19 protein-coding genes are annotated in these 23,586 nt (G+C 34.5%); 6 read left to right on the top strand and 13 right to left on the bottom strand.

From position 1 onward, the window contains the following. Nucleotides 1-167: 167 nt before the first annotated feature. The 6 genes from LNP04_RS18865 to LNP04_RS18840 all read right to left on the bottom strand — a co-directional run bounded on the left by LNP04_RS18865 (nt 168) and on the right by LNP04_RS18840 (nt 6,570). Nucleotides 168-2,534 (bottom strand): choice-of-anchor L domain-containing protein, encoded by a 2,367-nt coding sequence (locus tag LNP04_RS18865; protein WP_229984433.1) that lies wholly within the window; start codon nt 2,532-2,534, stop codon nt 168-170. Nucleotides 2,535-2,664: 130 nt separating this feature from the next. Beyond that, nucleotides 2,665-3,195: a hypothetical protein gene (locus tag LNP04_RS18860; RefSeq protein WP_229984432.1), complete on the bottom strand. Its 531-nt coding sequence runs from the start codon at nt 3,193-3,195 to the stop codon at nt 2,665-2,667. A gap of 10 nt (nt 3,196-3,205) precedes the next feature. After that, on the bottom strand, nt 3,206-3,976 hold the full coding sequence (locus LNP04_RS18855; protein WP_407928615.1) for a TIGR02757 family protein: 771 nt from the start codon (nt 3,974-3,976) through the stop codon (nt 3,206-3,208). Between the two features lie 6 nt (nt 3,977-3,982). Next, complete coding sequence (locus tag LNP04_RS18850; protein WP_229984431.1) at nt 3,983-4,897, bottom strand: ribonuclease Z; 915 nt, start codon at nt 4,895-4,897, stop codon at nt 3,983-3,985. A 159-nt stretch (nt 4,898-5,056) separates the two neighbouring features. Continuing rightward, on the bottom strand, nt 5,057-5,632 hold the full coding sequence (rdgB, locus tag LNP04_RS18845) for an RdgB/HAM1 family non-canonical purine NTP pyrophosphatase (RefSeq protein ID WP_229984430.1): 576 nt from the start codon (nt 5,630-5,632) through the stop codon (nt 5,057-5,059). A 107-nt stretch (nt 5,633-5,739) separates the two neighbouring features. Then, the gene (locus LNP04_RS18840; RefSeq protein ID WP_229984429.1) at nt 5,740-6,570 is read right to left on the bottom strand and encodes a CPBP family intramembrane glutamic endopeptidase; all 831 of its coding nucleotides are present in this window, start codon (nt 6,568-6,570) and stop codon (nt 5,740-5,742) included. A 199-nt stretch (nt 6,571-6,769) separates the two neighbouring features. Here LNP04_RS18840 and LNP04_RS18835 point away from each other — a divergent pair, with 199 nt between their 5' ends. Both LNP04_RS18835 and LNP04_RS18830 read left to right on the top strand, forming a co-directional pair. Further along, complete coding sequence (locus tag LNP04_RS18835; protein ID WP_229984428.1) at nt 6,770-7,966, top strand: MFS transporter; 1,197 nt, start codon at nt 6,770-6,772, stop codon at nt 7,964-7,966. 55 nt (nt 7,967-8,021) lie between these two features. After that, a complete protein-coding gene (locus LNP04_RS18830; RefSeq protein ID WP_229984427.1) occupies nt 8,022-9,617 on the top strand; it encodes a peptide chain release factor 3 in 1,596 nt (531 codons plus the stop codon). A 71-nt stretch (nt 9,618-9,688) separates the two neighbouring features. Here LNP04_RS18830 and LNP04_RS18825 read toward each other — a convergent pair whose 3' ends face one another. From LNP04_RS18825 to LNP04_RS18815, 3 genes are all read right to left on the bottom strand, one after another. Next, on the bottom strand, nt 9,689-12,052 hold the full coding sequence (locus LNP04_RS18825; protein ID WP_229984426.1) for a reprolysin-like metallopeptidase: 2,364 nt from the start codon (nt 12,050-12,052) through the stop codon (nt 9,689-9,691). 519 nt (nt 12,053-12,571) lie between these two features. Further along, entirely contained in the window at nt 12,572-14,941 is a 2,370-nt protein-coding gene (locus LNP04_RS18820; protein WP_229984425.1) for a zinc-dependent metalloprotease, read from the bottom strand. Between the two features lie 20 nt (nt 14,942-14,961). Beyond that, nucleotides 14,962-15,384, bottom strand: coding sequence for a hypothetical protein (locus tag LNP04_RS18815; RefSeq protein ID WP_229984424.1), 423 nt, complete (start codon nt 15,382-15,384; stop codon nt 14,962-14,964). Between the two features lie 292 nt (nt 15,385-15,676). Between LNP04_RS18815 and LNP04_RS18810 the strand changes: the two genes are divergently transcribed. After that, nucleotides 15,677-16,612 (top strand): DUF4349 domain-containing protein, encoded by a 936-nt coding sequence (locus LNP04_RS18810; RefSeq protein ID WP_229984423.1) that lies wholly within the window; start codon nt 15,677-15,679, stop codon nt 16,610-16,612. A 223-nt stretch (nt 16,613-16,835) separates the two neighbouring features. Here LNP04_RS18810 and LNP04_RS18805 read toward each other — a convergent pair whose 3' ends face one another. Next, on the bottom strand, nt 16,836-17,201 hold the full coding sequence (locus LNP04_RS18805) for a hypothetical protein (protein ID WP_129534228.1): 366 nt from the start codon (nt 17,199-17,201) through the stop codon (nt 16,836-16,838). A 33-nt stretch (nt 17,202-17,234) separates the two neighbouring features. Then, nucleotides 17,235-18,374: an acyl-CoA dehydrogenase gene (locus LNP04_RS18800; RefSeq protein WP_229984422.1), complete on the bottom strand. Its 1,140-nt coding sequence runs from the start codon at nt 18,372-18,374 to the stop codon at nt 17,235-17,237. Nucleotides 18,375-18,517: 143 nt separating this feature from the next. On the opposite strand from LNP04_RS18800, the gene LNP04_RS18795 reads away from it, so the two are divergent. Next, nucleotides 18,518-20,296, top strand: coding sequence for a long-chain fatty acid--CoA ligase (locus tag LNP04_RS18795; protein ID WP_229984421.1), 1,779 nt, complete (start codon nt 18,518-18,520; stop codon nt 20,294-20,296). A gap of 276 nt (nt 20,297-20,572) precedes the next feature. Here LNP04_RS18795 and LNP04_RS18790 read toward each other — a convergent pair whose 3' ends face one another. Beyond that, the gene (locus tag LNP04_RS18790; protein ID WP_229984420.1) at nt 20,573-21,349 is read right to left on the bottom strand and encodes a zinc ribbon domain-containing protein; all 777 of its coding nucleotides are present in this window, start codon (nt 21,347-21,349) and stop codon (nt 20,573-20,575) included. Nucleotides 21,350-21,351: 2 nt separating this feature from the next. Continuing rightward, nucleotides 21,352-22,449 carry a Nif3-like dinuclear metal center hexameric protein gene (locus LNP04_RS18785; RefSeq protein WP_229984419.1) on the bottom strand — a complete coding sequence of 366 codons (1,098 nt, stop codon included), beginning with the start codon at nt 22,447-22,449 and terminating at the stop codon, nt 21,352-21,354. A gap of 64 nt (nt 22,450-22,513) precedes the next feature. Here LNP04_RS18785 and LNP04_RS18780 point away from each other — a divergent pair, with 64 nt between their 5' ends. Both LNP04_RS18780 and LNP04_RS18775 read left to right on the top strand, forming a co-directional pair. After that, nucleotides 22,514-23,341 (top strand): ion transporter, encoded by an 828-nt coding sequence (locus LNP04_RS18780; RefSeq protein WP_229984418.1) that lies wholly within the window; start codon nt 22,514-22,516, stop codon nt 23,339-23,341. Between the two features lie 44 nt (nt 23,342-23,385). Next, entirely contained in the window at nt 23,386-23,547 is a 162-nt protein-coding gene (locus LNP04_RS18775) for a hypothetical protein (RefSeq protein WP_229984417.1), read from the top strand. The last annotated feature ends 39 nt before the right edge of the window (nt 23,548-23,586 follow it).

The following is a 23,586-nucleotide window of genomic DNA, read 5'->3' as shown; positions in this document are numbered from 1 at the left end:
TGTATTATTTTTAACAAAAATACTATTTTTTTTGATTAAAATTTAATTCAAAAATATTTATATTATTATTAACACAATCTTACCATTTTAATTGTATTAATATGATTGTAAAATTCTCAAATACTAAAAAGACCGATTATTATCGGTCTTTTTAGTATTTGAGAATTTTATTCAAAGTTTTTCAATAAAATCCATCCGGTTTTTACTGTTAATTTTTTGGTTGCAGGATCTTCGAAAGTCACCTGATACCAATAAGATGAAGTTGGAAGCTTTTTACCTTGGAAATATCCATCCCAGAACGGTCTGGTTTTTTCGGCTTTAAATACTGCCTTACCATAACGGTCAGAAATAACAGCCTGGAAATCTTTGAGATCACTGATTCCTCTGAAATCAATCATATCATTTACGTTGTCTCCGTTTGGAGTAATTACATTTTTCATAACGAATGTAAAATACTCTAAGAAACCAACACAACTTGTGTTTTTCACTTTAACTCTTATAGAAACTAGTGAATTATTGGGAACATTTGTAAATACATTTGAAGATTGCCAAGTAACTCCATTATCATTAGAATATTCTAATTGTCCGTTGCTCGGATTACTTGCTGTCACAACCAAAGTTCCGCTTTCATCATAATCAACTTTGATAATCTGAGGAACAATTGCCTGAATCACCTGCGTAGTGTAAACTTTAGAACAAACTCCATTATTAATTGTTACAGTATAAGCGCCTGGCGTATCTGCAGAAATGGTTTGCGTTGTAGCACCATTGCTCCATAAATATGTATAGTTAGGGCCTGCTCCGGCATCTAAAGTAATTCTGTCACCAGAACAAATATAACCACCAGTAAGATTTGAAGTTATTGCAGGAACAACTTCTACTGTAACTGATACAGGTTGTAGAGACTTACATCCCTGAGCACCAATCGCATAGACTGTATATGTTGTAGTTTGTGTAGGAGATACCGTACGTACAGCACCTGTACCCGCAAAACCACTCCACTCATAAGTTGCTCCTCCTGAAGCCGTTAAAACAACTGACTCTCCATTACAGATTTTCATTTTTGAAGCATTAAGTACCGGTAAAGGAGTTGCTTCTTTTCGTAAAGTTAAAGTAACTAGCTTACTACAAAAAGCACCATTAGAAACTACTACATATAAAATTTGGCCGTCATTTCCGTCAAACAGTTCGGGTGTGGTAATAAAATTAGCATTTTGAGCTACAGCATCTGCTTGGCTTATATAAAATTTAAATACTGCACCCGCCGTAGTACTGATAGAAGGTTTTGCCGAGTTAAGATCAAAAGTAGAAACACTAGGTGTAGTACAAAGTTTCAATATTGCATTTTGTGCTACCGGGCTTGTACCTCCTACAATAGTAATCGTTGCTTCTGCAGGACAATTACCTCCTGGTACAGTAACCTTAACTGTATAAACTCCTGGTGAATTTGCAGTATATTCTATATTAGTGGCTCCTGAGATAGCTACATTATCTTTAAACCATTGAAATGTCATTCCCGGAGTAGCAGCTACTTGCGCTTTTAGAACTTGTGGTGTGTTATCACACATATTTATTGTTGCTGGTAAAGGATTTCCTGCATTATCAACAATACTAATTCCTATATCGAAAGACCCTGCTTCTAAGAAAACTGCAGAATCATGAGTTCCGTCATTGTCATCAGCCATTACCATCTTAATATGGTAAGATTGCCCAGGTACTACAGTTGCTATCGCTGTTAAAGGAACCGTTCTTCCAAATAGGTTTGTTTGATTAGTAGGCGATGACGTCTCATAATATTGTGCATTAATAGGACCACAAGAAAAACTTGCAGGAACAATATTGGTGGCAGTAACAAGCCCAGCTCCTCCTGGTAATATAGCAAGATTAGTATATGTACTTCCAGGTGTATTCGGTTTCAGAAGAAGAGCAAATGCGTCCTCATACCCTGAACAAGGAAATCCGCCATCATATTCTTCCGAAGCAAATATATAATTAAACTTCATTTCTGTACTAGAAGGAACAAAATCAAACTCTAAGATAACCGCATCTTCTAAATCAAGCGTACTGCCTGCTAAAGCTGCTTCCAAATCAGGATCAGAACCTGTAGTAAGATTTATTCCAAGTTGTCCTTCTGGGGTGTTCCCTGCCAGACGTGCAGTCCCTGTTGTTAGTACAATACCTTCAGTAAAAGGAAAATTTGAGGTACCTTTATTAAAGTATCCCCAAAATCGCTCATTATCAGTTACAGGTTGAACCGGTGAAATTGTAACATTAGAAATATTTGGTGTTCCACAGGAAGTTGAACTTCCTACTAAAACATCTGTAACCAACTGCGTTGGTGTAAAATTAGATGCAGGATAAGGAGTTACATTTACATCTATTAAATCTCCAGCTTTGGCTGAAGAAGACGGCTTTGAATTTTTCGCGTCCTCTATTCTTCTTTGCTTTACAGTCTGTGCATTGGAAAAGGAGCTTATAAGGAATAACAAAAAGAAACTTAACCTAAAGTAGTTTTTCGATCGATATCTTGACATTTTGTAATTGTTTGCCCAAAAATAATAAAAATAATTCTAAATGATTAAGATTTAGTCTATAGATTGCGAATTGACATCAAATTCACAATATGCTTTAGAAAAATAGAAATTTGATATTTGCAGCAGAAAATTAATCTTTCTTCAGCTCATCAATCATATTTTGCAGCTCCTGAATTTTATCTTTTAGCAATTTAATCTCATTTTTATTAGAATTTACATTGCTTTTTAAAATCGCTTTTTTCGCTTTCTCTATATGATCTTCATCCTCATCATCTTCATTGATTTCCTCAATATCTTCCTGAATATCTTCAATATCTTCAGTAATTTCTTCAATATCCTCACTAATCTCCTCCAGATCTTCCTGAATGTCTTCAATGTCTTCACTGATCTCTTCAATATCTTCCTGAATATCTTCAATTTTTTCATGGCTTTTGTTCACTGACATTTGGATCAGAATTGAAAGATAAATGGCTTCCAAAGAAAGAACCGTCGTTAATACCAACAGCATTTTGTCAAAATCAACCACGCCAAATGAAGGTAGTAAAAATGCAGTCAAAAAAAGTAAAGTATGAATGATAAGAGATGGTATAGAGCCAATCCAAGAAGTGATTCCATCTGCCAGTTTCTCAAGAAGTTCTATTCTTTCGTGTGATGTTTTCATTATTTTTTGTTTAAAATAATTCTTTAGTTACGCCTAAACCAAATAGTGCAAAATCATATTTTGCAGGATCTTTAGGATCAAATTTTCTGATAATTTCGTCTAACTCTAAAACAGTTTTCCAATCATTCTGCGTTCTGGAAATCAAGCCTAATTTTCTTGAAATATTTCCTGTGTGAACGTCTAAAGGTATTGATAAACTTTTAGGATCAATGTTATTCCAAATTCCAAAATCTACGCCACGCTGATCATTTCGTACCATCCAGCGCAGAAACATGATGATTCTTTTTGAGGATGAATTTTTGTAAGGCGAGCTTACATGTTTGTGACTTCTATGCTTTTCAGTCTGTAAAAAACCCAGCCTGAACCTTTCAATGGCATGATAAAAATTGGTTTCAGAATCTTTAATGAGAAATAAATTTTCTAAACTATCATTTTCACGATAAATCCTGTTAAACTGTCTGATAAAATAGGTGAAATCTTCACCGTTAAAAGTTCTGTGAATGCTTTTTCCTTCAATAAATTTCAAATCATTTTCAGAATAATTCATTACAAAATCATAGGGCGAATTTCCCATGATATTCAATATTTTATCAGCTGACTTTATAATTGCTTTCCTGTTTCCCCAAGAAATGGTCGCCGCCAGAAAACCAGCAATTTCAATATCTTGTTTTAAAGAAAAACGATGCGGAATCTGTATAGGATCGTCTTGAATAAATTCAGAATTATTATACATATCAGCCTTTTCATTTAGAAAATCTCTTAATTCCTCAAAATTCAACATATTCATTTAGATTTTTACGACTTCCAAAGCTTTAGGTAAAAATGTATTTGGAAAAACCGTTCTTGCCTCATCAGTAAATACTGTCAAATCACCATATCTGTTAGAAAAGTGACCTAAAATCAATTTACCGACTTCTGCCTGTCTCGCAATCCTCGCTGCTTCTAAAGCTGTTGTGTGGCCGGTGTAATCTGCCATTTCTTTTAAATCATGTAAAAATGTAGACTCGTGATACAATACCGTTACGTTTTTGATAATCGGAATGACAGATTCTAAATATCTGGTATCGCTGCAAAAAGCGTAAGAAACTGGCAGTGCTGGATCGGTGGTTAAAATTTCATTTTTAAGAACATATCCATCGCTCAATTCAAAATCTTTTCCTGCTTTCAAATTGTGATAATCACAGGTTTCAATTTCATTATACTTTGAAATTTCCTGCATATTAAGATGTCTGTCTTTTTGTTTTTCCCTAAAAAGATAACCGTTACAGTAAATTCTGTGATCTAGTGGGATCGTATAAACCTCTACTCTATTGTCTTCGTAGATTTTCTCGGAATAATCTTTATCAAGCTCATGATAAACGATTTCAAAACCACGATGGGTTTCCGTAATGGTAAAAATGGTTTCCAGCATTTTTTTTATGCCTTTCGGACCATAAACATGCAACGGAACATCTCTTCCAAGCAAACGAAAAGACGCAATCAAACCCGGCAAACCAAAACAATGATCCCCATGAAGATGCGAAATAAATATATGATTGATTTTTGAAAATCTTGCTTTTGCTTTTCTCAGCTGCACCTGCGTTCCTTCACCACAATCGATCAGGAAACATCGCTCTTCCATCTCAAGAAGCTGCGAAGTGGGCGATGTATTAACAGTAGGAATTGCTGAATTAAAGCCTAAAATGGTTAAATAAGTACTCAAATCAATAGTTTATTGGGGTAAATGTACGATAAAAGTTTGAAGTTGAGATTGAGATTAAGGCTGAGGTTTAGGTATAAGTTTTATAGAACTTCCAATCCATAGTTCATTTAAAAAATTATAGGAATATTTGTTAGTCTAAACCATAACCCCACCCTAAAACTATCCTTTCACTTTTAAAAAATCTAAAAACAAATCTAATGCCTGTTTTCTATGACTGATCTGGTTTTTATCTTCAGGATTCATTTCTGCAAAAGTCTTTTCATAACTTTCTGGAACAAAAATTGGGTCATACCCAAAACCTTTGTGACCTTTATTTTCTGTAAGTAAATTTCCGTGAGCTCTGCCATCAAAATATTGAGCGCCGTTTTCGTCATAATAGCACAAAACGGTAATGAAATAGGCTTTTCTGTTTTCCACACCTTTCATTTCGTCTAAAACTTTCTCAATATTTTTGGCAAAATCATGGTTTCCGGCATAACGTGCAGAGAAAATCCCCGGTCTTCCGTCTAAAGATTCAACTACCAAACCGCTGTCGTCACCCAAACTTGGAATTCCTGTTTTTTCGAAACAATATTTTGCTTTAATTAAAGCATTGGCATTGAAAGAATCACCGTCTTCCACGATTTCGTCATGCAAATCATAATCTGCAAGACTTTTAACGGTAAACTTATCTCCTAAAATCTGTTGAATTTCTTCTTTCTTGTGTACGTTGTGTGTGGCAACTAATAATTCCATGTAACTTTTATTTTTTTGAAACAGTAAATACACTAATATTTTCAACAAATAGCACTAACATGATTTTATGAAATTTGTGAAGAATATTGTGTTATTAATGTTTGAATTTAAATTTCTGAATAATGCACTTTATACTTTTTCATAAACAAATAGTAAAATGAAGAAAGCAAAACAATCCCAACTCCTAAAATTACCCATTCTGAAACTTTAAAAGCATCTGCAAAGCTTTCAGATTTGGTGTAAAATATTAAGAAAGATGAGCATAAATTATTAAAACCATGCAAAAGCATTGGCAAGAGCAAAGATTTAGTTTTGTAATAAACCAACCCCAAAACGCAGCCAAGCATCACCGCTCCTACAAACTGCCAGGGATTTCCATGAACCAAACCGAAGACAACCGATGCAAAAACAATCGCTTTCCAAGGCTGCACCCCATTATTGATTAATCCTTTCTGAATGATTCCTCTAAAAATAATTTCCTCAAAAATCGGTGCCATAATTACAGCCGTGAGAACCATAACAACAGGATCATCCGTCATAAACTGCATTAAATTTTCAAAAAACTCGTAAAACCTACCAAAAAATGGTCCGGTTGTCGGAATTTGAGCAGTGAAAAATTCACCGATAAACATCATTCCCAACATCATTGGGAAAATCAGGAGATAGGTATAAAAATTGGTAGGTGAAAAATTGAAATTCAATTTCATTTTTGTTGAAGGCCTCACGACAAAGAAATCAAAAAAAGCAATCACCAAACTAAAAACGATAGCATTGGCCAACATCATAAACCACGGCTTTTGCATGATGTCAAACTTAAAAATAATTTTGTAGGCAGTACTCGAAAATCCAACGATAATACTTCCAGCGATATATCCGGCGAGAAGTACCAAGCCACCAATCCAATTAAAAATAAATTTCGGATATCTGCTTTTTTCCATGCTTTTTTAGGTTTACAGAAACAAAGATAATTGATTTTGTGAGAAAGTAAAACTCGGAATTGTTTGCAACACTGAATTTCAAAAGAAAACTGCCTTCTAGATTCACTAAACTCATTTTAACTGATAAATTTTAGGTTTTAATTAAAACGATAATTCTCTGAAAACGATTTTTCCGCAGTATCTTTGCAACTTAATTTTTATGAATATGGATCATGCTGTTGCTCAAGAAAAAAATGTAAATTTATCTTTATTAACATATGTTGGTTTTACATTTTTAGGATATTTCATCATCGGGTTATCACTTTCTGTTCTACCGATTTTTATCAGTAAAAATTTAGGGTTTAGTTTGGTCGTTGCCGGACTTGTTATCAGCTTACAATATGTTGCAACATTCTTTCTAAGGGCTTATTCCGGAAAAATCATCGACGAAAAAGGCCCGAAACCAGCGGTTCTTTTCAGTATGCTGAGCTTTTCTTTAACCGGAATTTTCTTGATTTTGGCTTATTATTTTAAGTTCTCTCCTCTACTTAGTTTAAGTTTTCTCATCATCACACGTCTTCTTACAGGCTGCGGAGAAGGAATGATTGGCGCAAGTCCCATTAATTGGGCAATTATGGCGCTTGGTGAAAAACATACCGCAAAAATTATTTCTTACAACGGTGTTGCTTGTTATGGAGCTTTGGCAATTGGAGCCTCGCTTGGAGTTGTGATTGAGCATAAATTTGGACTGTACGGTATTGGAATTATTTCTATTTTAATTGGAATCATAGGTTTTCTGTTCGCTAAGACTAAAATCAATTACACCAATACGAATACTCAGGATTCTCAGTCTTTCTGGAAAGTTTTAGGGAAAGTTTCACCATTCGGAATCTGTCTGGCTTTGGGCGGAATTGGTTTTGCAAGCATTTCTACTTTTATTACTTTGTACTACAACTATTTTCATTGGAATAATGGTGCGCTCTGTCTCACAGTTTTTGGTGGATTGTTTGTTGCAGGTCGATTGGTTTTCAGTAATGTCATTAATAATTATGGTGGAATTAAAGTTGCCATTGCCTGTCTTTTAGTAGAAACAATAGGGTTGGTCATTATTTCATTTGCAGCAACTTCACAGATGGCGCTTTTAGGAGCCGGAGTTACCGGATTAGGGTTTTCATTAATTTTTCCTGCACTCGGAGTGGTTGCTATTAAAAGTGTTTCGCCGTCAAGTCAAGGCTCTGCTTTGGCAGGTTACGGACTTTTCATAGACCTTTCGCTTGGCGTTGCTGGTCCGTTGATTGGCGCTGTTGCTGATTTGTGTGGAATGAAATACATCTTCCCGTTCAGTGCCGGAATGGTTTTGACTGGACTTTGCGTTGCTTATTATCTTAAAACTAAAACCAGTTTCAACAAGTCGTAAATCCGATTTTCAGAATCCGATAAAAATCACGATTTTTGCAACTTCAAAATACACTATGTCAGACTTAATCAAAGAAATAGAGAAAAGAAAAACATTCGGAATTATTTCTCACCCCGATGCCGGAAAAACCACACTTACAGAAAAATTACTTCTTTTTGGAGGTGCAATTCAGGAAGCGGGAGCCGTAAAATCGAACAAAATTAAAAAAGGAGCAACCTCCGACTTTATGGAAATCGAAAGACAGAGAGGAATCTCGGTAGCGACTTCCGTATTGGCATTTGAATATAAAGGTTATAAAATCAATATTTTAGACACACCAGGTCACAAAGATTTTGCTGAAGACACCTACAGAACTTTAACGGCAGTAGACTCTGTAATCGTCGTGATTGACGTTGCAAAAGGTGTTGAGGAACAGACCGAAAAATTGGTAAAGGTTTGTAGAATGAGAAACATTCCGATGCTGGTTTTCATTAATAAACTTGACCGTGAAGGTAAAGATGCCTTTGATCTTTTGGATGAAGTTGAGCAGAAATTAGGTTTAAGAGTTGTTCCGCTTTCTCTTCCGATTGGGATGGGAGCAGATTTTCAGGGAATTTATAATATCTGGGAGAACAACATTCAGTTATTTTTAGAAGAAAAGAAACAGAAAGTTGGTGAAGCGATCAAATTTGATGATATAAACGATTCTTCTATCGACGAGGTTATCGGTACTAAAGCCGCTAAGAATTTAAGAGAAGAATTGGAATTAATTCAATCTGTCTATCCTGAATTCAGCCGTGAAGATTATATGAATGGTGATTTGCAGCCTGTATTTTTTGGTTCAGCTTTAAATAATTTTGGAGTCCGTGAATTGTTGGATGCATTTATCGAAATTGCTCCGATGCCACAACCGAAAGAAAGCGAAACCCGCATGGTGAAGCCTGAAGAATCTGCGTTTACAGGTTTTGTCTTTAAAATTCACGCCAACATGGATCCTAAACACAGAGACCGTCTAGCTTTCGTGAAAATTGTTTCAGGAACATTTAAAAGAAATGAAAATTATCTTTTGGTAAGAGAAGGTAAAAAGATGAAATTCTCATCGCCGAATGCATTCTTTGCTGATAAAAAAGAAGTAGTAGACGAAAGTTTCCCTGGCGACATTGTGGGACTTCATGATACAGGAAGTTTTAGAATTGGCGATACTTTGACAGGTGGTGAAAAAATCAGCTTCAAAGGAATTCCAAGTTTCTCTCCGGAACATTTCAGATATATTAATAATAATGATCCTTTAAAGGCTAAACAATTAGCAAAAGGTATCGATCAGCTGATGGATGAAGGTGTTGCGCAGTTATTTACTTTAGAAATGAACAACAGAAAAATCATCGGGACGGTGGGAGCACTTCAGTACGAAGTTATCCAATATCGTTTGGAGCATGAGTATGGTGCAAAATGTACTTACGAACCACTTTCTATGCACAAAGCTTGTTGGGTTGAAGCTGATGAAAAGTCTGAAGAGTTTAAAGAATTCGCAAGATTAAAACAGCGATTTTTGGCAAGAGACAAATACAATCAATTGGTATTTTTAGCTGATTCGTCATTTACCATTCATATGACCCAGGAGAAATTTCCTAATGTGAAGTTGCACTTTATCAGTGAATTCAGACATAAATAAATTTTAAAATGCATTTTTAAACATAAAAAACCGTTCAAGTGAACGGTTTTTTTTATGGATATGAATTACGATTACTTCTTGTGAAGCATCAGTAATTTTTTAACAATTTTTTCGTCATCCACAGTTACGTGAATCATGTAAGCTTCAGTAGGAAGATCTCTTAAATCTAGTTTCTCGTCAACTCTGTTATCAACAGTTCTTGAGAAGATGTGTCTGGTTTTCTTTGGCACCACTAATTTACCATCCATTGCATATACTTCGTATGTTACTTTATAAGGAGCAGGTTTTCTGTCTGCGTCAAATTTTGGAGGGAAGTCTGTTTTAATATACACATACCCATCATTTGAAGGAACAGGATAAATCATCATTCCCTGAAAGATTGGAGATTGGGCTCCAGGAGTTCCCGGAGTGATAACGGGAGGGGTAACAACTGCGGATGAATTGATTGTGAAGTTTTGTGAATTTACATTTAAAAATATATTATTAAGACCCTTTACCATAATTCTTGCATTGCTTATATTTCCCAAACCTCCTGGCACAGTGTAAGAATACGAACCGTTGTTAGGTGTACTTGCAACTAAAACAGTAGGGAATGTAAGTCCACCATCTTTTGATAATAGAATGGTAACATTTGGTGTACTTACGGGAGCAGCAGTTGTTCCTGCAACGTTCCAAGTAATAGTTTGCGCCTGACCTTCATTCCATACTATCCCTGCTGTATTCTGAGAAGTAACAATAAAAGGTCCTGCAGTAGCATTTACTGTTACTACCATATCATCAGAATTGTTTCCTGAACCTCCTGCTCTGTTGTCACGAGTTGTAAACCTGAAATTATATGTTCTTGCAACATTAGATAAAGCCTCAACTATAATATTTGTATTATTATTAGGTGGGGGATTATTACTTGTAGTTGTAGTTGCTCCTGTAATTATTCTCGCCAATGGCGGAAAATATCTAAATGGAACTGTTTGTGGAGTATAAGATCTAAAAGTAGGACCCGTAGCCTTTGTTGCACTTGCGGCAGAGTTAGCATTAGTTTGAGCAGCAGATGCATTATCCATTTGCTCCCAAATGTAAGTTAGAGGATCGCCATTTCCATCGGTCCCGTTTCCGGTAAGGATAAATGGGGTTCCTTTAGGAATGATATAATCTAAACCTGCATCAGCAGTAGGAATAATATTTCCAGTATTGGTAGATACCGGACAAGTTTTTGCCTTAATATTATTCGTAATCTGCTGAATACTTACAGCATGAAAAAATGGATCAGAATTCATTTGAACATTATAGTTGGTGATACCAGCATAAGCCATAATTGTAGATCCACCACCTGGTTCCATATTGACTCCGGTCCCTTCGTTACCGTGTGAAAAAGTATGGTTTCCTCCAAACTGATGACCTATTTCGTGAGCTACATAATCAATGTCGAAAGTATCTCCCATTGGAATGCCATCTGCTGGAGAAGTATATCCTCTGCCTTTTGTACCATTTGCACAAACACAACCAATACAGCCAGCATTTCCACCACCTCCGGTAGCACCGAATAAGTGACCGATGTCGTAGTTTGCTTCTCCAATTGTTGCAGTAAGATTAGTTTGCAACTCTCCATTCCAGGCTCCTTGAGTTCCAGCTGTTGCTCCAGAATAAGGATCCGTTGTGGCATTTGTATAAATTACAGAATTATTGTTTGCGATAAGAACCATTCTTGCAGCAAAATCTTTTTCAAAAACTCCATTGACACGAGTCATAGTGGTATTCATTGCAGCTAGGGCACCAGCTACTGTTCCTCCAAAATACGTCGTATATTCTCCGGTACATGATAAAGCTAATCTGAAAGTTCTCAACTTTCCATCATCAGCGTTTGGTCTTGCCGTAAGGTTAGAGTTATCTATACCCTTTTGCGCAACATCAATTACCGTACATTCAAATTTATCTAAATTTGCTTTCTTATCAGATTTTCTATAAACAACATATGTAGAAAGATCCTTTGTATAGGGCTCTATAAAAACTGCAGATTTGTTAGCATAAAGTTCCATTGATGACAATCCTAGTGGTGACATGCTAAAATAAACTGTAAACTGTGTATCTCCTAAACTCTCCCCGACATAAGATTTGATGTCTGGGTATTGTGCTGCCAATTCAGGAGCAAAATTAGAATTTTCTCTAACTTTAAAACTCTCCATTACACCATCGGCATTTGGAAAAGAGATAATTACATCTGATTTTCCATTTTTAGAAAAACTTTGCGGAACCTTTACTAATGCATTCTTTAAGCCAGAAAAATCAAGACTATAAACTTTTGGGTTGATAATACTGGTTTTATTTTCAAATATTTCAGAACTGGTTTTTGGTGAAACTTCCTTCCAAAGTCGGTTTGTTTGTGCTAAAAACATATTGGATATAAAAAGCACTCCCATCACTAGTAGATGTTTTTTCATGTAAATTTTATTTAGATTACGAAATTTCAAAATTAATGAAAATTAACTACATTATAACCGATTTTTTTTACAAAACTTTTGGAAATATCTTAAAAATTTTCGCAATAATTAAAGATTCTATTTTTTGTTAAAAAAAAGAATTAAAACGATGAACAAAAACTAATTAACACTTAAAGATGATTAAAAAAAACATGAATAAGTGTTGAAATTCTCTCAAAATCAATTTCAAGAACACGTCAACTATCTCATAAATCATTGATTATAAAACCATTAAACAACACCTTAATTATACATTTCATATAAATATTTCACGGAACACAAAGATCTATTTACTTCAACAAAAAATGATTACCCGTGGAGAAACTTGAGACTAATGAATGTAAATAAAAAAAATGAATATAATTAATATCAAAAATAATATAATTACCTTAAACCATCTGATTGAGTGTTTAAACAGTTAGAAAGAAAGACAAAAAACCGTTCATAAGAACGGTTTTTTATACATATATTAATTACATTTTACTTCTTGTGAAGCATCAGTAATTTTTTAACAATTTTTTCGTCATCCACAGTTACATGAATCATGTAAGCTTCAGTAGGAAGATCTCTTAAATCTAGTTTCTCGTCAGCTCTGTTATCAACAGTTCTTGAGAAGATGTGTCTGGTTTTCTTAGGCACAACTAATTTACCATCCATTGCATATACTTCATAAGTTACCTTATAAGGTGCAGGTTTTCTGTCTCCATCAAATTTTGGAGGGAAGTCTGTTTTAATATATACATAACCATCATTCGAAGGAACAGGATAAATCATCATTCCTTGGAAGACTGGAGATTGAGATCCAGGACTACCAGGGCCTCCCGTACCAGGACCTCCAGGGTTACCTCCACCTGGATTACCACCTCCTGGAGGAATAACTACAGCTGAAGAATTGATTGTAAAGCCTTGAGAATTTACATTTAAAAATACATTATCTATCGCTTTCACCATGATTCTAGCATTAGTTACATTTCCTAAACCACCTTGTACAGTGTAAGAATACGAACCGTTATTTGGTGTGCTTGCAACTAAAACAGTTGGGAATGTAAGACCTCCGTCTTTCGATAATAAAATCGTAACGTTCGGTGTGCTTACTGGTGCTGCTGTAGTATTGGCAACATCCCAAGTAATAATCTGTGCCTGACCTTCATTCCAAACTACACCGGCAGTATTTTGTGAAGTAACCACAAATGGACCAGCTGTACTTACTACAGTCAATTTCACATCATCTCGAGCAGTTTGTCCTCCTACAGGATTATTATCTCTTACAAGAACTGAAAAATTTAAAGGTCTGGCAATGGATGAAAGTCTTTCCCAAGTACTAACAGTAGCAGGATTTACTATAACTGATAATTTTGGGAAGTATCTTGACGGAGAAACTGTAGGCTCAATAGATCTAAACAAAGGACCTACGGTATTGGTTGCCACAGGCGGTTGAGTTGCAACACCTGCATCAATCTGCTCCCATGTATACGTAATCGGATCATTATTGGGATCAGAAGCTGTTGCAGTCAACATAAAAGGTGTGCTTTTCGGAATGCTTTTATCTAAACCTGCATCTACTGTCGGCTCAATATTTGAGGTTGGCGTCTTAATACCACAAGTTGATGTAGAGCCCGTAGTCAATCTTAAATACATCTCAGCAATGCTGATAGAATGAAAATATGCATCACTATTATTTTGTACGTTTGGTGCACAAATTCCGGCATATCCCATGATAGTACTAGCACTTCCTGGCTCTACCGTTGTTGGTACATTTCTGTTACAATTGTTATTTTGCGTGTGCATAGCTCCAAATTGGTGTCCCATTTCGTGAGCAACGAAGTCAATCACGAAAGGATCTCCAACAGGAATTGCAGAACCTGTTACACCACCTGCTTTGCTATTTCCACAAATTGACGGTGTAGCGGCTAATCCATTATCATTACCAGCGGTTGCTCTGAAAAACAGATGTCCGATATCATAGTTTGCAGCACCAATTACAGAATTGGTTACTGTAATATTTTGATTAAGCATTTGGGCAGCATCAAGCGTATCAAAAGTATCTGTACTGATGAAGAATAAAGCATCAGTATTAGCAATAAGCTGTAATCTAACCGAAATATCTCTTTCAAAAACTTCATTAAGACGCGTAACTGCTAAGTTTACAGCTGCAAGAACGGCTGCTTTTTTCTGAGCATCAGTTCCTGCTCCTACTCCAGCAACTCCAGCGATATATGCCGTATATTCTATAGTTGTTGTGATAGAAAGTCTGTATTTTCTATTAAGACCATCAACTACTGTTTTTTGAGAATTAAGTGCTGCATCTTTTAAATCACTGTCGCCATTGAAAAGACATTCAAATTGGTTTAAAGAAGAAGCCTTTTTTCTGTCATACATCTTATAGACTTTATTGTCTGTAGTATGAGAATCAAGATAGTAAATTCCGCTTTCACTTCTCATCATACCATTAAATCCGAAATAAGGATCTACAGTAAATCTGATTTGTGATGATTTATCTCCTTTTTTATATCCTAAATAAGATTTAATATCAGAATATCTATTCTGAAGGTCAGGATGCATTGTAGATGATTCATAAACCTCATATGTATCAAAACCTCCCTCAATATTTGGGAAGTTCAGAAGAATACCTTTTTGAGAAGGATATAAGCTTCTGTCCGGAGCATTTTTTAACTGATTTTGAATATCAGCTACATTTAATGTGAAAAGAGTATAATCAGAAAGTCTTACATTGTTCTCCCGAACCTCTGTTTCAACTTTAGAAGTCAACTTTTTCCAATTATTTTGCTGTGCAAAGCCTGCTGCAGAAAAAACCAGCAAACTGCTCAGAATGAGTATTTTTTTCTTCATATTTAAAATAATTATTATTACTATTTATTTAAATTTATTAATTTGACACCTGACGGAGCAACTCCGTTTACTCTCAGTATCAATATAGGATTTTTTTGTTTGTTTAGTAAATATTCTTCGTTGCTTATTTCTTTATAATAAACATTCAATACAGAACCTTTCATTTCCATTTTTGTCACTTCCAAATCTCCAAAAGTTTGTTTTTTCATTATTGGCTTTAGCAAAAGAAAAAATTCATTCTCTTCAAGAGTTGGAATAGGCGCAGATCTAGAAAATCTTTTATCTGCTAATTTACCATATAATTTAACGGTTTCGCTAAAGTCTTTTATGATCAGAAAATCGTTTAATTGTACCTCACGATTCAATCTTCTCACCTCAGAAAACTCAACATTACCTTGTGGCTCATTCATTATTGATTCAGCTTTTAATTCATTATTTGCCATAGAAACACTTCTACAACTGAATTCTGCAGAACTAATTAAAAACGACAAAACCAATAAGAAAGTATATTTCATTATTAAAGTCTCAAAAAGCAAAGGTAAATATTATTATATTTCTAATGAATATTTTTTTTTAACATTTTTAACATTTAACATTTTTTTTGTAAAATAACTATAATCATTTTACAAATAACTGATTATGAACAAGATAAAACTTTACCAAAATCATACATTTCTTTTACAAATTTCGGTGGAGATAACCTTATAATTTTACTTCAACAAAAAAATTAATGTTATGAAAAAGTACATCTTATTATTAGCAGCAGCGACCAGTTTCACAATGTGTAAAAAAGGTGAAGCAACAAGTTCCCAATTAGAAAAATCACTAAATTCTGTTGATAGCATGACGACAGATATCAGTGATAAAGCAAAGAACGTAAGCAATGAAGCAGAAGCTGTTTTCGATTCTGCAAGCATTAAAATTAAAGATTTTGAAAAAACAAAAAGCGATGTTACCGAAAAAATAGAATCTACTTCTAAAAGCATTGATTCTCTATCAGACAAAATAGCCAATATGAAGCTGGAGTCTAAAATTGAGAAAAAAGATTCTTTAAACAAAAATTCTGAGAAAATTGTGGTGAACGTTCCGGCACCGAAAATCATTAAAGAAACCAAAATCATTTACAAAGACAAACCAAAAAATGAAAACTACGAACAAATTGTTTCAAAAAACAAAATGACAAAAACCGGACTTCTAGAATTAAAAGTAAATGATGCCGAAACCGCAAAAGAAATCGTAAAAGAACAGGTTAAAAAATACGACGGATTCATAAAAAGTGAAAACATTTCTTTAAATAACAACGACAAAAAAATCGCTTACCTTAAAGTGAGAGTTCCGATTCAAAAGTTTGATTATCTAATGGAAGATTTGAGCTACAACATTGGAGAAATTGAAAATAAAGGAATTGATATCAGCGGTCAGGATTTCGTGAACAACACATTATGTGATGTAGAAATAACTTTATATGGAGACAATGAAAATCTTGCTGTGAAAGAAAAACCTGAAGGTTTCGGAGAGCAATCTCTGGCCGCCGTTTCTTCTGGTTGGAACGTGATTACTTCAATATTCTTATTTATTCTACCTCTTTGGCCATTGTTTTTAATTGCAGGAATTGGTTATTATTTTTACAAAAAGAAAAGCAACAATCTCCCTGGAAATGATTCAAAGTAATTGAGGAAATTTTAATTAAATTTTAAGACCAGATTTAATTTTCGAATTCATATTCATCCTAAATTTGCTTTATCAAAAATTTCAAAAAGAGAAAAAAAATCAAAACGAGATTTAACCTTATAGAAAAATTTGAATCAAAACAATAAAGAAATTAATAGTTTTCATATATTTATTTGTGATTTGGTGTAAAGTAAAAGGCTCTCAATGCGAGAGCCTTTTATGATTATTTCATGTTTACTATTTTATCAACAACATACTTTGTATTTCCTCTCCAAGGCAAAGTTCCGTTATATTCTTTGTAATGAAGATCAAAGGTTTTACCACTGTTGAGTTCCAACTGCTTAAAAATTTCAGGATCCGTTACAGAAAATTCAAACTCATAGCTTGTTACAGTTCCAGTTTTTCCTCTTCCAAAACCTTCCTGAATTAATTTGCCCTCGTATGTTTTAAAAACATAGCCTTTATTAATGGCATAATTCAGATATCCTGATTTTACTCCTTCTCCGAAAACGAAGAAAAATTTATACCAGATAAAAACTCCCACAAGAAGTAAAATTACTCCCAAAGTGATTAACCAAGATTTTTTCATACAAGATATTTAGTGTCTTTAAATTTAAAGAAATTATTTTGCAATACTTCTAGAAATCACAATTCTTTGGATTTCAGAAGTTCCCTCATAAATTTGAGTGATTTTTGCATCTCTCATTAATCTTTCTACGTGATATTCTTTCACATATCCGTATCCACCATGAATCTGAACTGCTTCAATGGTAGTATCCATCGCAACCTGAGAAGAATATAGCTTAGCCATCGCTCCTATTTCAGAAATGTCTTTTCCGGCATCTTTTTCTACAGCCGCTTTAAAACAAAGCATTCTTGCCGCAGTAATCTGAGTGGCCATATCTGCCAATTTGAAAGCAATTGCCTGATGATTGATAATTTCAGTTTTGAAAGCTTTTCTGGTTTTAGCATATTTCAGAGCCATCTCGTAAGCTCCTGAAGCAATTCCTAAAGCCTGAGATGCAATCCCTATTCTACCGCCATTCAAAACAGCCATTGCAAAGTTGAATCCGAAACCGTCTTCACCGATTCTGTTTTCTTTAGGGACTTTTACATTGTTGAAAAGCAAAGAATGCGTATCGCTTCCTCTGATTCCCAATTTGTCTTCTTTTGGTCCGATCTCAAAACCTTCCCAACCTCTTTCTACGATGAAAGCGTTGATTCCTTTATGTTTTTTCTCAGGATCTGTCTGAGCGATTACAATATAATAGGTAGCTGTTCCACCATTTGTGATCCAGTTTTTCACACCATTTAAAAGATAGTAGTCACCTTTGTCTTCTGCTGTTGTTTTTTGAGAAGTCGCATCAGAACCAGCTTCCGGCTCAGATAATGCAAATGCACCGATTACCTGACCGCTTGCTAATGGTGTAAGATATTTTACTTTTTGCTCTTCAGAAGCATATTTTTCTAGTCCGGCACAAACCAATGAGTTATTTACAGACATTACAACTGCTGCAGAAGCATCGATTTTTGCAATCTCCTCCATTGCCAAAACGTAAGAAACGCTATCCATACCGGCACCACCGTACTTAGGATCAACCATCATTCCCAAAAGTCCCATTTCGCCCATTTTCTTCACTTGCTCAGTAGGAAATTTTTGATCACGGTCTCTTTCAATTACTTCTGGTAATAGTTCGTTCTGTGCAAAATCTCTTGCTGCCTGCTGAATCATCAGCTGTTCTTCGGATAAATTAAAGTCCATAAAAATTATAATTAGATGGTCGTAAATTAATACTTTTTAGTCAAATCTGAAAAAAAAATTAACAATTGTGATTTGTAAACAGATTTATGTTATTTTTACAAAAATGCTTATATTTAAAATCCTATATTAAATATTTAACAATTATGACGATCAAAAGATTATTCGATATACCGCACCACGCTTTAGAAAAACTCCCAAATGATGTAATGTTCGCTACAAAACATCAAGGCGAGTGGATAAAGACATCAACTCAGGAGTTTGTAAACCAAGGAAACAAAATTTCCAGAGGCCTTTTGAAACTGGGTATAAAACCTGGTGATAAAATAGCCTTGATTACTACCAATTCCCGTACAGAATGGGCAATCATGGATCTTGGGCTTTCACAAATCGGGGTGGTTTCAGTTCCTGTTTATCCAAGCATTTCACCTGAAGATTATGAGTTTATATTCAATAATGCCGAAATAAAATATTGCTTTGTTTCTGATAAAGAACTTCTGGCTAAAGTAATGAAAATCAAGCACAACGTTGCTTCACTACAAGGTGTTTTCACTTTTGACAACATTTCCGGAGCGGCCAATTGGAAGGAAATTCTCGATTTGGGTGAAGATGATTCTACACAAATGGAGGTAGAAGATCTTTCAAAAGCAATTAATACTCAAGATTTAGCTACTTTAATTTATACTTCCGGAACTACAGGGAAACCGAAAGGTGTAATGCTGACTCACGAGAATATTGTTTCGAATGTTTTGGGATCGCTTCCAAGAATTCCGAGACGAAAAAGTTTAGACTACAAAGACACCAGGGTATTAAGTTTTTTACCGATTTGCCATATTTTTGAGAGAATGCTTTTTTATCTTTTCCAATACAATGGTTTTTCAGTCTATTTCGCTGAAAGCATTGAAAAAATGGGTGAAAATGTAAAAGAAGTCAAACCTCATTATATGAGTGTAGTTCCGAGACTTGTAGAAAAAGTTTATGACAAAATCTATAATACAGGTTCATCAGCAGGCGGATTTAAACAAAAAATATTCTTCTGGGCTTTAAATTTAATTCAGAAAAAGAAAGAAGTTACAAAACCTTCTGGTCTGTCTGAAATTATTGCAGACAAACTGGTTTTCAAAAAATGGAGAGAAGGTTTGGGCGGTGAAATTATCACTTTGGTTTCTGGTTCTGCGGCTTTATCAACAAGATTAAATTTAATGTTCCAAAATGCCGGAATTCCTATTCTTGAAGGATATGGCTTAACGGAAACCTCACCTGTAATTTCGGTAAATTCATTTGGGAAAATGAAAGTGGGAACAGTAGGACATCCGTTGGATAACTTAACCGTAAAAATTCAGGAAGACGGTGAAATTACAGTGAAAGGACCTTCTATATTTAAAGCTTATTTTAAAAACGAAGAACAATCCAAAGAAACTTTCACAGAAGACGGATTTTTCAAAACCGGAGACATCGGACACATCGATAGTGAAGGATTTTTACAAATCACCGATCGTAAAAAGGAAATGTTTAAAACTTCCGGCGGAAAATATATTGCTCCACAAACGATTGAAAATTTGGCAAAAGCTTCCAAGTTTATTGAGCAGATTATGGTAGTCGGTGATGGAGAAAAGATGCCATGCGCATTTGTACAGCCAGATTTTGAATTTGCTAAAAACTGGGCGATGAGAAACAACCTCAACATCGGCTCTAATCCGCAGGAAATTGCAAAAAGCCCTGAACTGAAAGAAAGAATTGAGAAAGAGATCGACGACATCAACGAACACTTAGGAAACTGGGAACAGATAAAAAAAATAGAGCTTACTCCTGAAGTATGGAGCATTGAAGCGGGACTTTTAACTCCTACTCTTAAATTGAAAAGAAAAGCGGTTAAAGAAAAGTTCAAGGATTTGTATGATAAAATGTATGGTCATCATGACTAAAATAGAAAAACCGTTTCAGTTTTTGAAACGGTTTTTTTTGTTCTTAATTTCTACACAAATTCATCATGTTTTACTTTATTGAGAACGATTAAAAATCCACTTTGTCATTCCGGCAGGAATCTAAACACAGAATTAAAACATAACTTAGATTCCTCCGGAATGACAAACGCTTGGTGAAAAATGAATCGAAATAAGTATTGAATAGCAAAAAATACTGTAACAAAAAAACGGCTTCAAAAATTTGAAGCCGTTTCTATTTTTATAAAAAACTCTATATTAAAACTTAATAATAGAATTCATTTTTTCAGTTTCTTCGTTTACCAACTCGTCGTCAACAAGAATTTTTCCTGAATGTTCATCGATAATGATTTTCTTTCTCTGAGCGATTTCCATTTGCTTTTGTGGTGGAATTGTGAAGAAAGATCCTTTCGGAGCACCTCTTTCAAGACCTACTACTGCAAGACCTGTAGAAGAGTTTGTTCTGATTCTGTGGTAAGATGCCAATAATCTTTCGTCGATTTTAGAAGCAAATTCTTCAGATTTTGTGATCAGATAATCTTCTTCTTTTTGAGTTTCAGAAATCAAACCTTCCAATTCTTCTTTTTTGAATTTTAGGTGGTTTTTAAGATTTTCGATTTTAGTATTCAACTCATTCAGAGTTTCTTCTTTATGACCGATTTTAGCACCAAATTCTTTGATTCTTTTGTCAGAAAGCTGAATTTCAAGTTCTTGATATTCGATTTCTTTTCCTAAAGCTTCAAATTCTTTATTGTTTCTTACGTTATCCTGTTGAGATTTGTATTTTTCGATTAAAGATTTCGCATGGTTGATCACTTCATTTTTATTGCTGATCTGATCATTTTGCTCTTTAATCTCTGCATGAAATTTTTCCGCTCTTTTTTCTAGGCCTTCAATCTCGATTTCAAGATCTTCAACTTCGATTGGCAATTCTCCTCTTGTATTTCGGATCTCGTCCAATCTTGAATCGATGATTTGCAAATCGTATAAAGCTCTTAATTTTTCTTCGACTGAAATTTCGGTGATTTTTGCCATATCTATAGGAAATAATTTACTGGGTTTGTTTTTTCACTAGATTTTAAGATTGCAAATGTACTAAATTTTTGTGATAAAATTTCAAATAATTGTTGACTTACCAATTGCTCAGATTCATAATGCCCGATGTCGCAAATCAGCATTTTAGATTCTGCCAGAAAATAATCGTGGTATTTGAGATCTCCTGTAAGGTAAGCGTCACATTTTTTTGAAAGTGCAGACTTTATTCCGCTTGCTCCCGAACCACCCAAAACGCCTACTCTTTTGATTTTCTTTTGATTAAAATCAGAATGTTTGATGATATTTAAATTGAATTTTTCTTTCACAAAACTCAGAAATTCTTTCTCATCCATTTCAGTTTCAAATTCACCGTACATTCCCAAACCTGAATACTGATTTTCATTTTCAAGCTGATATATCTGATGAGCAACTTCTTCGTAAGGATGCGCATCTTTCATTGCGGCCACAATTTGATTTTGTTTAAAAGATTCAAAAATTACAGAAACCATATCTTCTTCAGCATTTTCACGTACATTTTGCTGTCCAGAAAACGGATTTGAACCTTCAATCGGTCTGAATGTTCCTTTTCCTTCTGTCTTAAAACTGCACTCGTCATAAAATCCGATATTTCCAGCTCCGGCAGAGAAAAGCGCTTCTTTTATAGATTCAGAATAGTCTTTCGGAACGTAAACATTTAATTGCTTTAAATTATTTTTTTTAGGTTGAAGAATTTTTAAGTTTTTTAATCCCAAAAGATTACAAATTCCGGCATTTACTCCATAAAAATCATTGTCGAAAGCGGTGTGAATCGCATAGATGGCAACTTTATTTTCGATGGCTTTTAAAATGGCTCTTTCAACATAATTTTTCCCGGTCAGAGATTTTAACCCTGAAAAAATAATCGGATGAAAGCAAACAATCAAGTTACAGTTCTTGTGAATTGCTTCATCCACCACATTTTCTAAAGCATCGTGACATACAAGAATTCCTGATACATTTCTATCCGCCAAACCACATAGAAGTCCCACGTTGTCAAAGTCTTCAGCCTGAGGCATTGCAATGTATTTTTCTATCTCTGCAATTACTTTTTGTATTGTCATATTATTCTGTAAGTTTGTTTACGAAAATAGGGATAATTTGCTAAATTTAAAAAAAACTCTGATCATGGAAAGAGAACATAATCTTGTTCCCGGAGATAAGCTCTGGAAAAGATTCTTGTACCGAATTATTTACCGCTCTGATACTAAGCTCGGAAAATTGTTTGACATTGTTCTGCTTTGTCTTATTTTGGTAAGCACCTTTATCATTATGATGGAGAGTGTGCCGAAACTGGATAAAAAATTTCACATCTATTTTATCATTTCAGAATGGATCATCTCTGTACTTTTTTCTGCAGAATATTTTACGAGAATTGCTGTATTAAAAAACAAGAAACATTATATTTTCAGTTTTTTTGGAATTATTGATTTCCTTTCACTCATTCCTTTCTATCTGAGTTTTCTTTTTCCTGTGACAAAATATTTCCTGATTTTCAGGATGCTGAGAATGCTTAGGGTCTTCCGAGTATTCAATCTTTTAGATTTTATGAATGACGGTTTTGTCATTGTGAGAGCTTTGAAAAACAGTTCGAGAAAAATTTATATTTTCCTTTTATTTTTAATTATATTTTCGGTCATCGTTGGTTCATTGATGTTTATGGTAGAAGGCGGAAGACCTGGTTTTGAAACGATTCCGCAATCAATCTATTGGGCTGTGGTTACGGTGACAACCGTTGGTTATGGTGATGTATCTCCTATCACACCAACGGGTAAATTTTTTGCTGTGATCTTGATGTTAGCTGGTTATTCAATCATTGCAGTGCCAACAGGGATTGTAACTGCTGAAATGAGAAATAAGAGACAAAACCTAGAATTGATTTGTGAACGATGTGGAAATGAAGATATTGACGATGATGCGAGATACTGCAAACAATGTGGCAAGAAATTAGCATAGTATTATTTATCAAATCTATCTATTAATTTAATACCCAAAAAATCATGGAACCACAAAAGAAAAACAGACCCAACAGTTTAGTGATCATCTTATTCGCTTTAGTCATCTTGATGATTATCATCTACTTTATACTTGTGATGTTTTTCCCAACTGTATTTGACCTCATGAATACAGGAGAAATAAAACCAGTTTCACCCAACGAATAAATTTATTTTTTAACATAAAAAAGGTGACAGTCAATTGAT

The sequence above is a fragment of the Chryseobacterium sp. C-71 genome, assembly GCF_020911865.1.
GTDB lineage: Bacteria > Bacteroidota > Bacteroidia > Flavobacteriales > Weeksellaceae > Chryseobacterium.
This window is presented reverse-complemented; position numbering and strand designations above follow the sequence as displayed.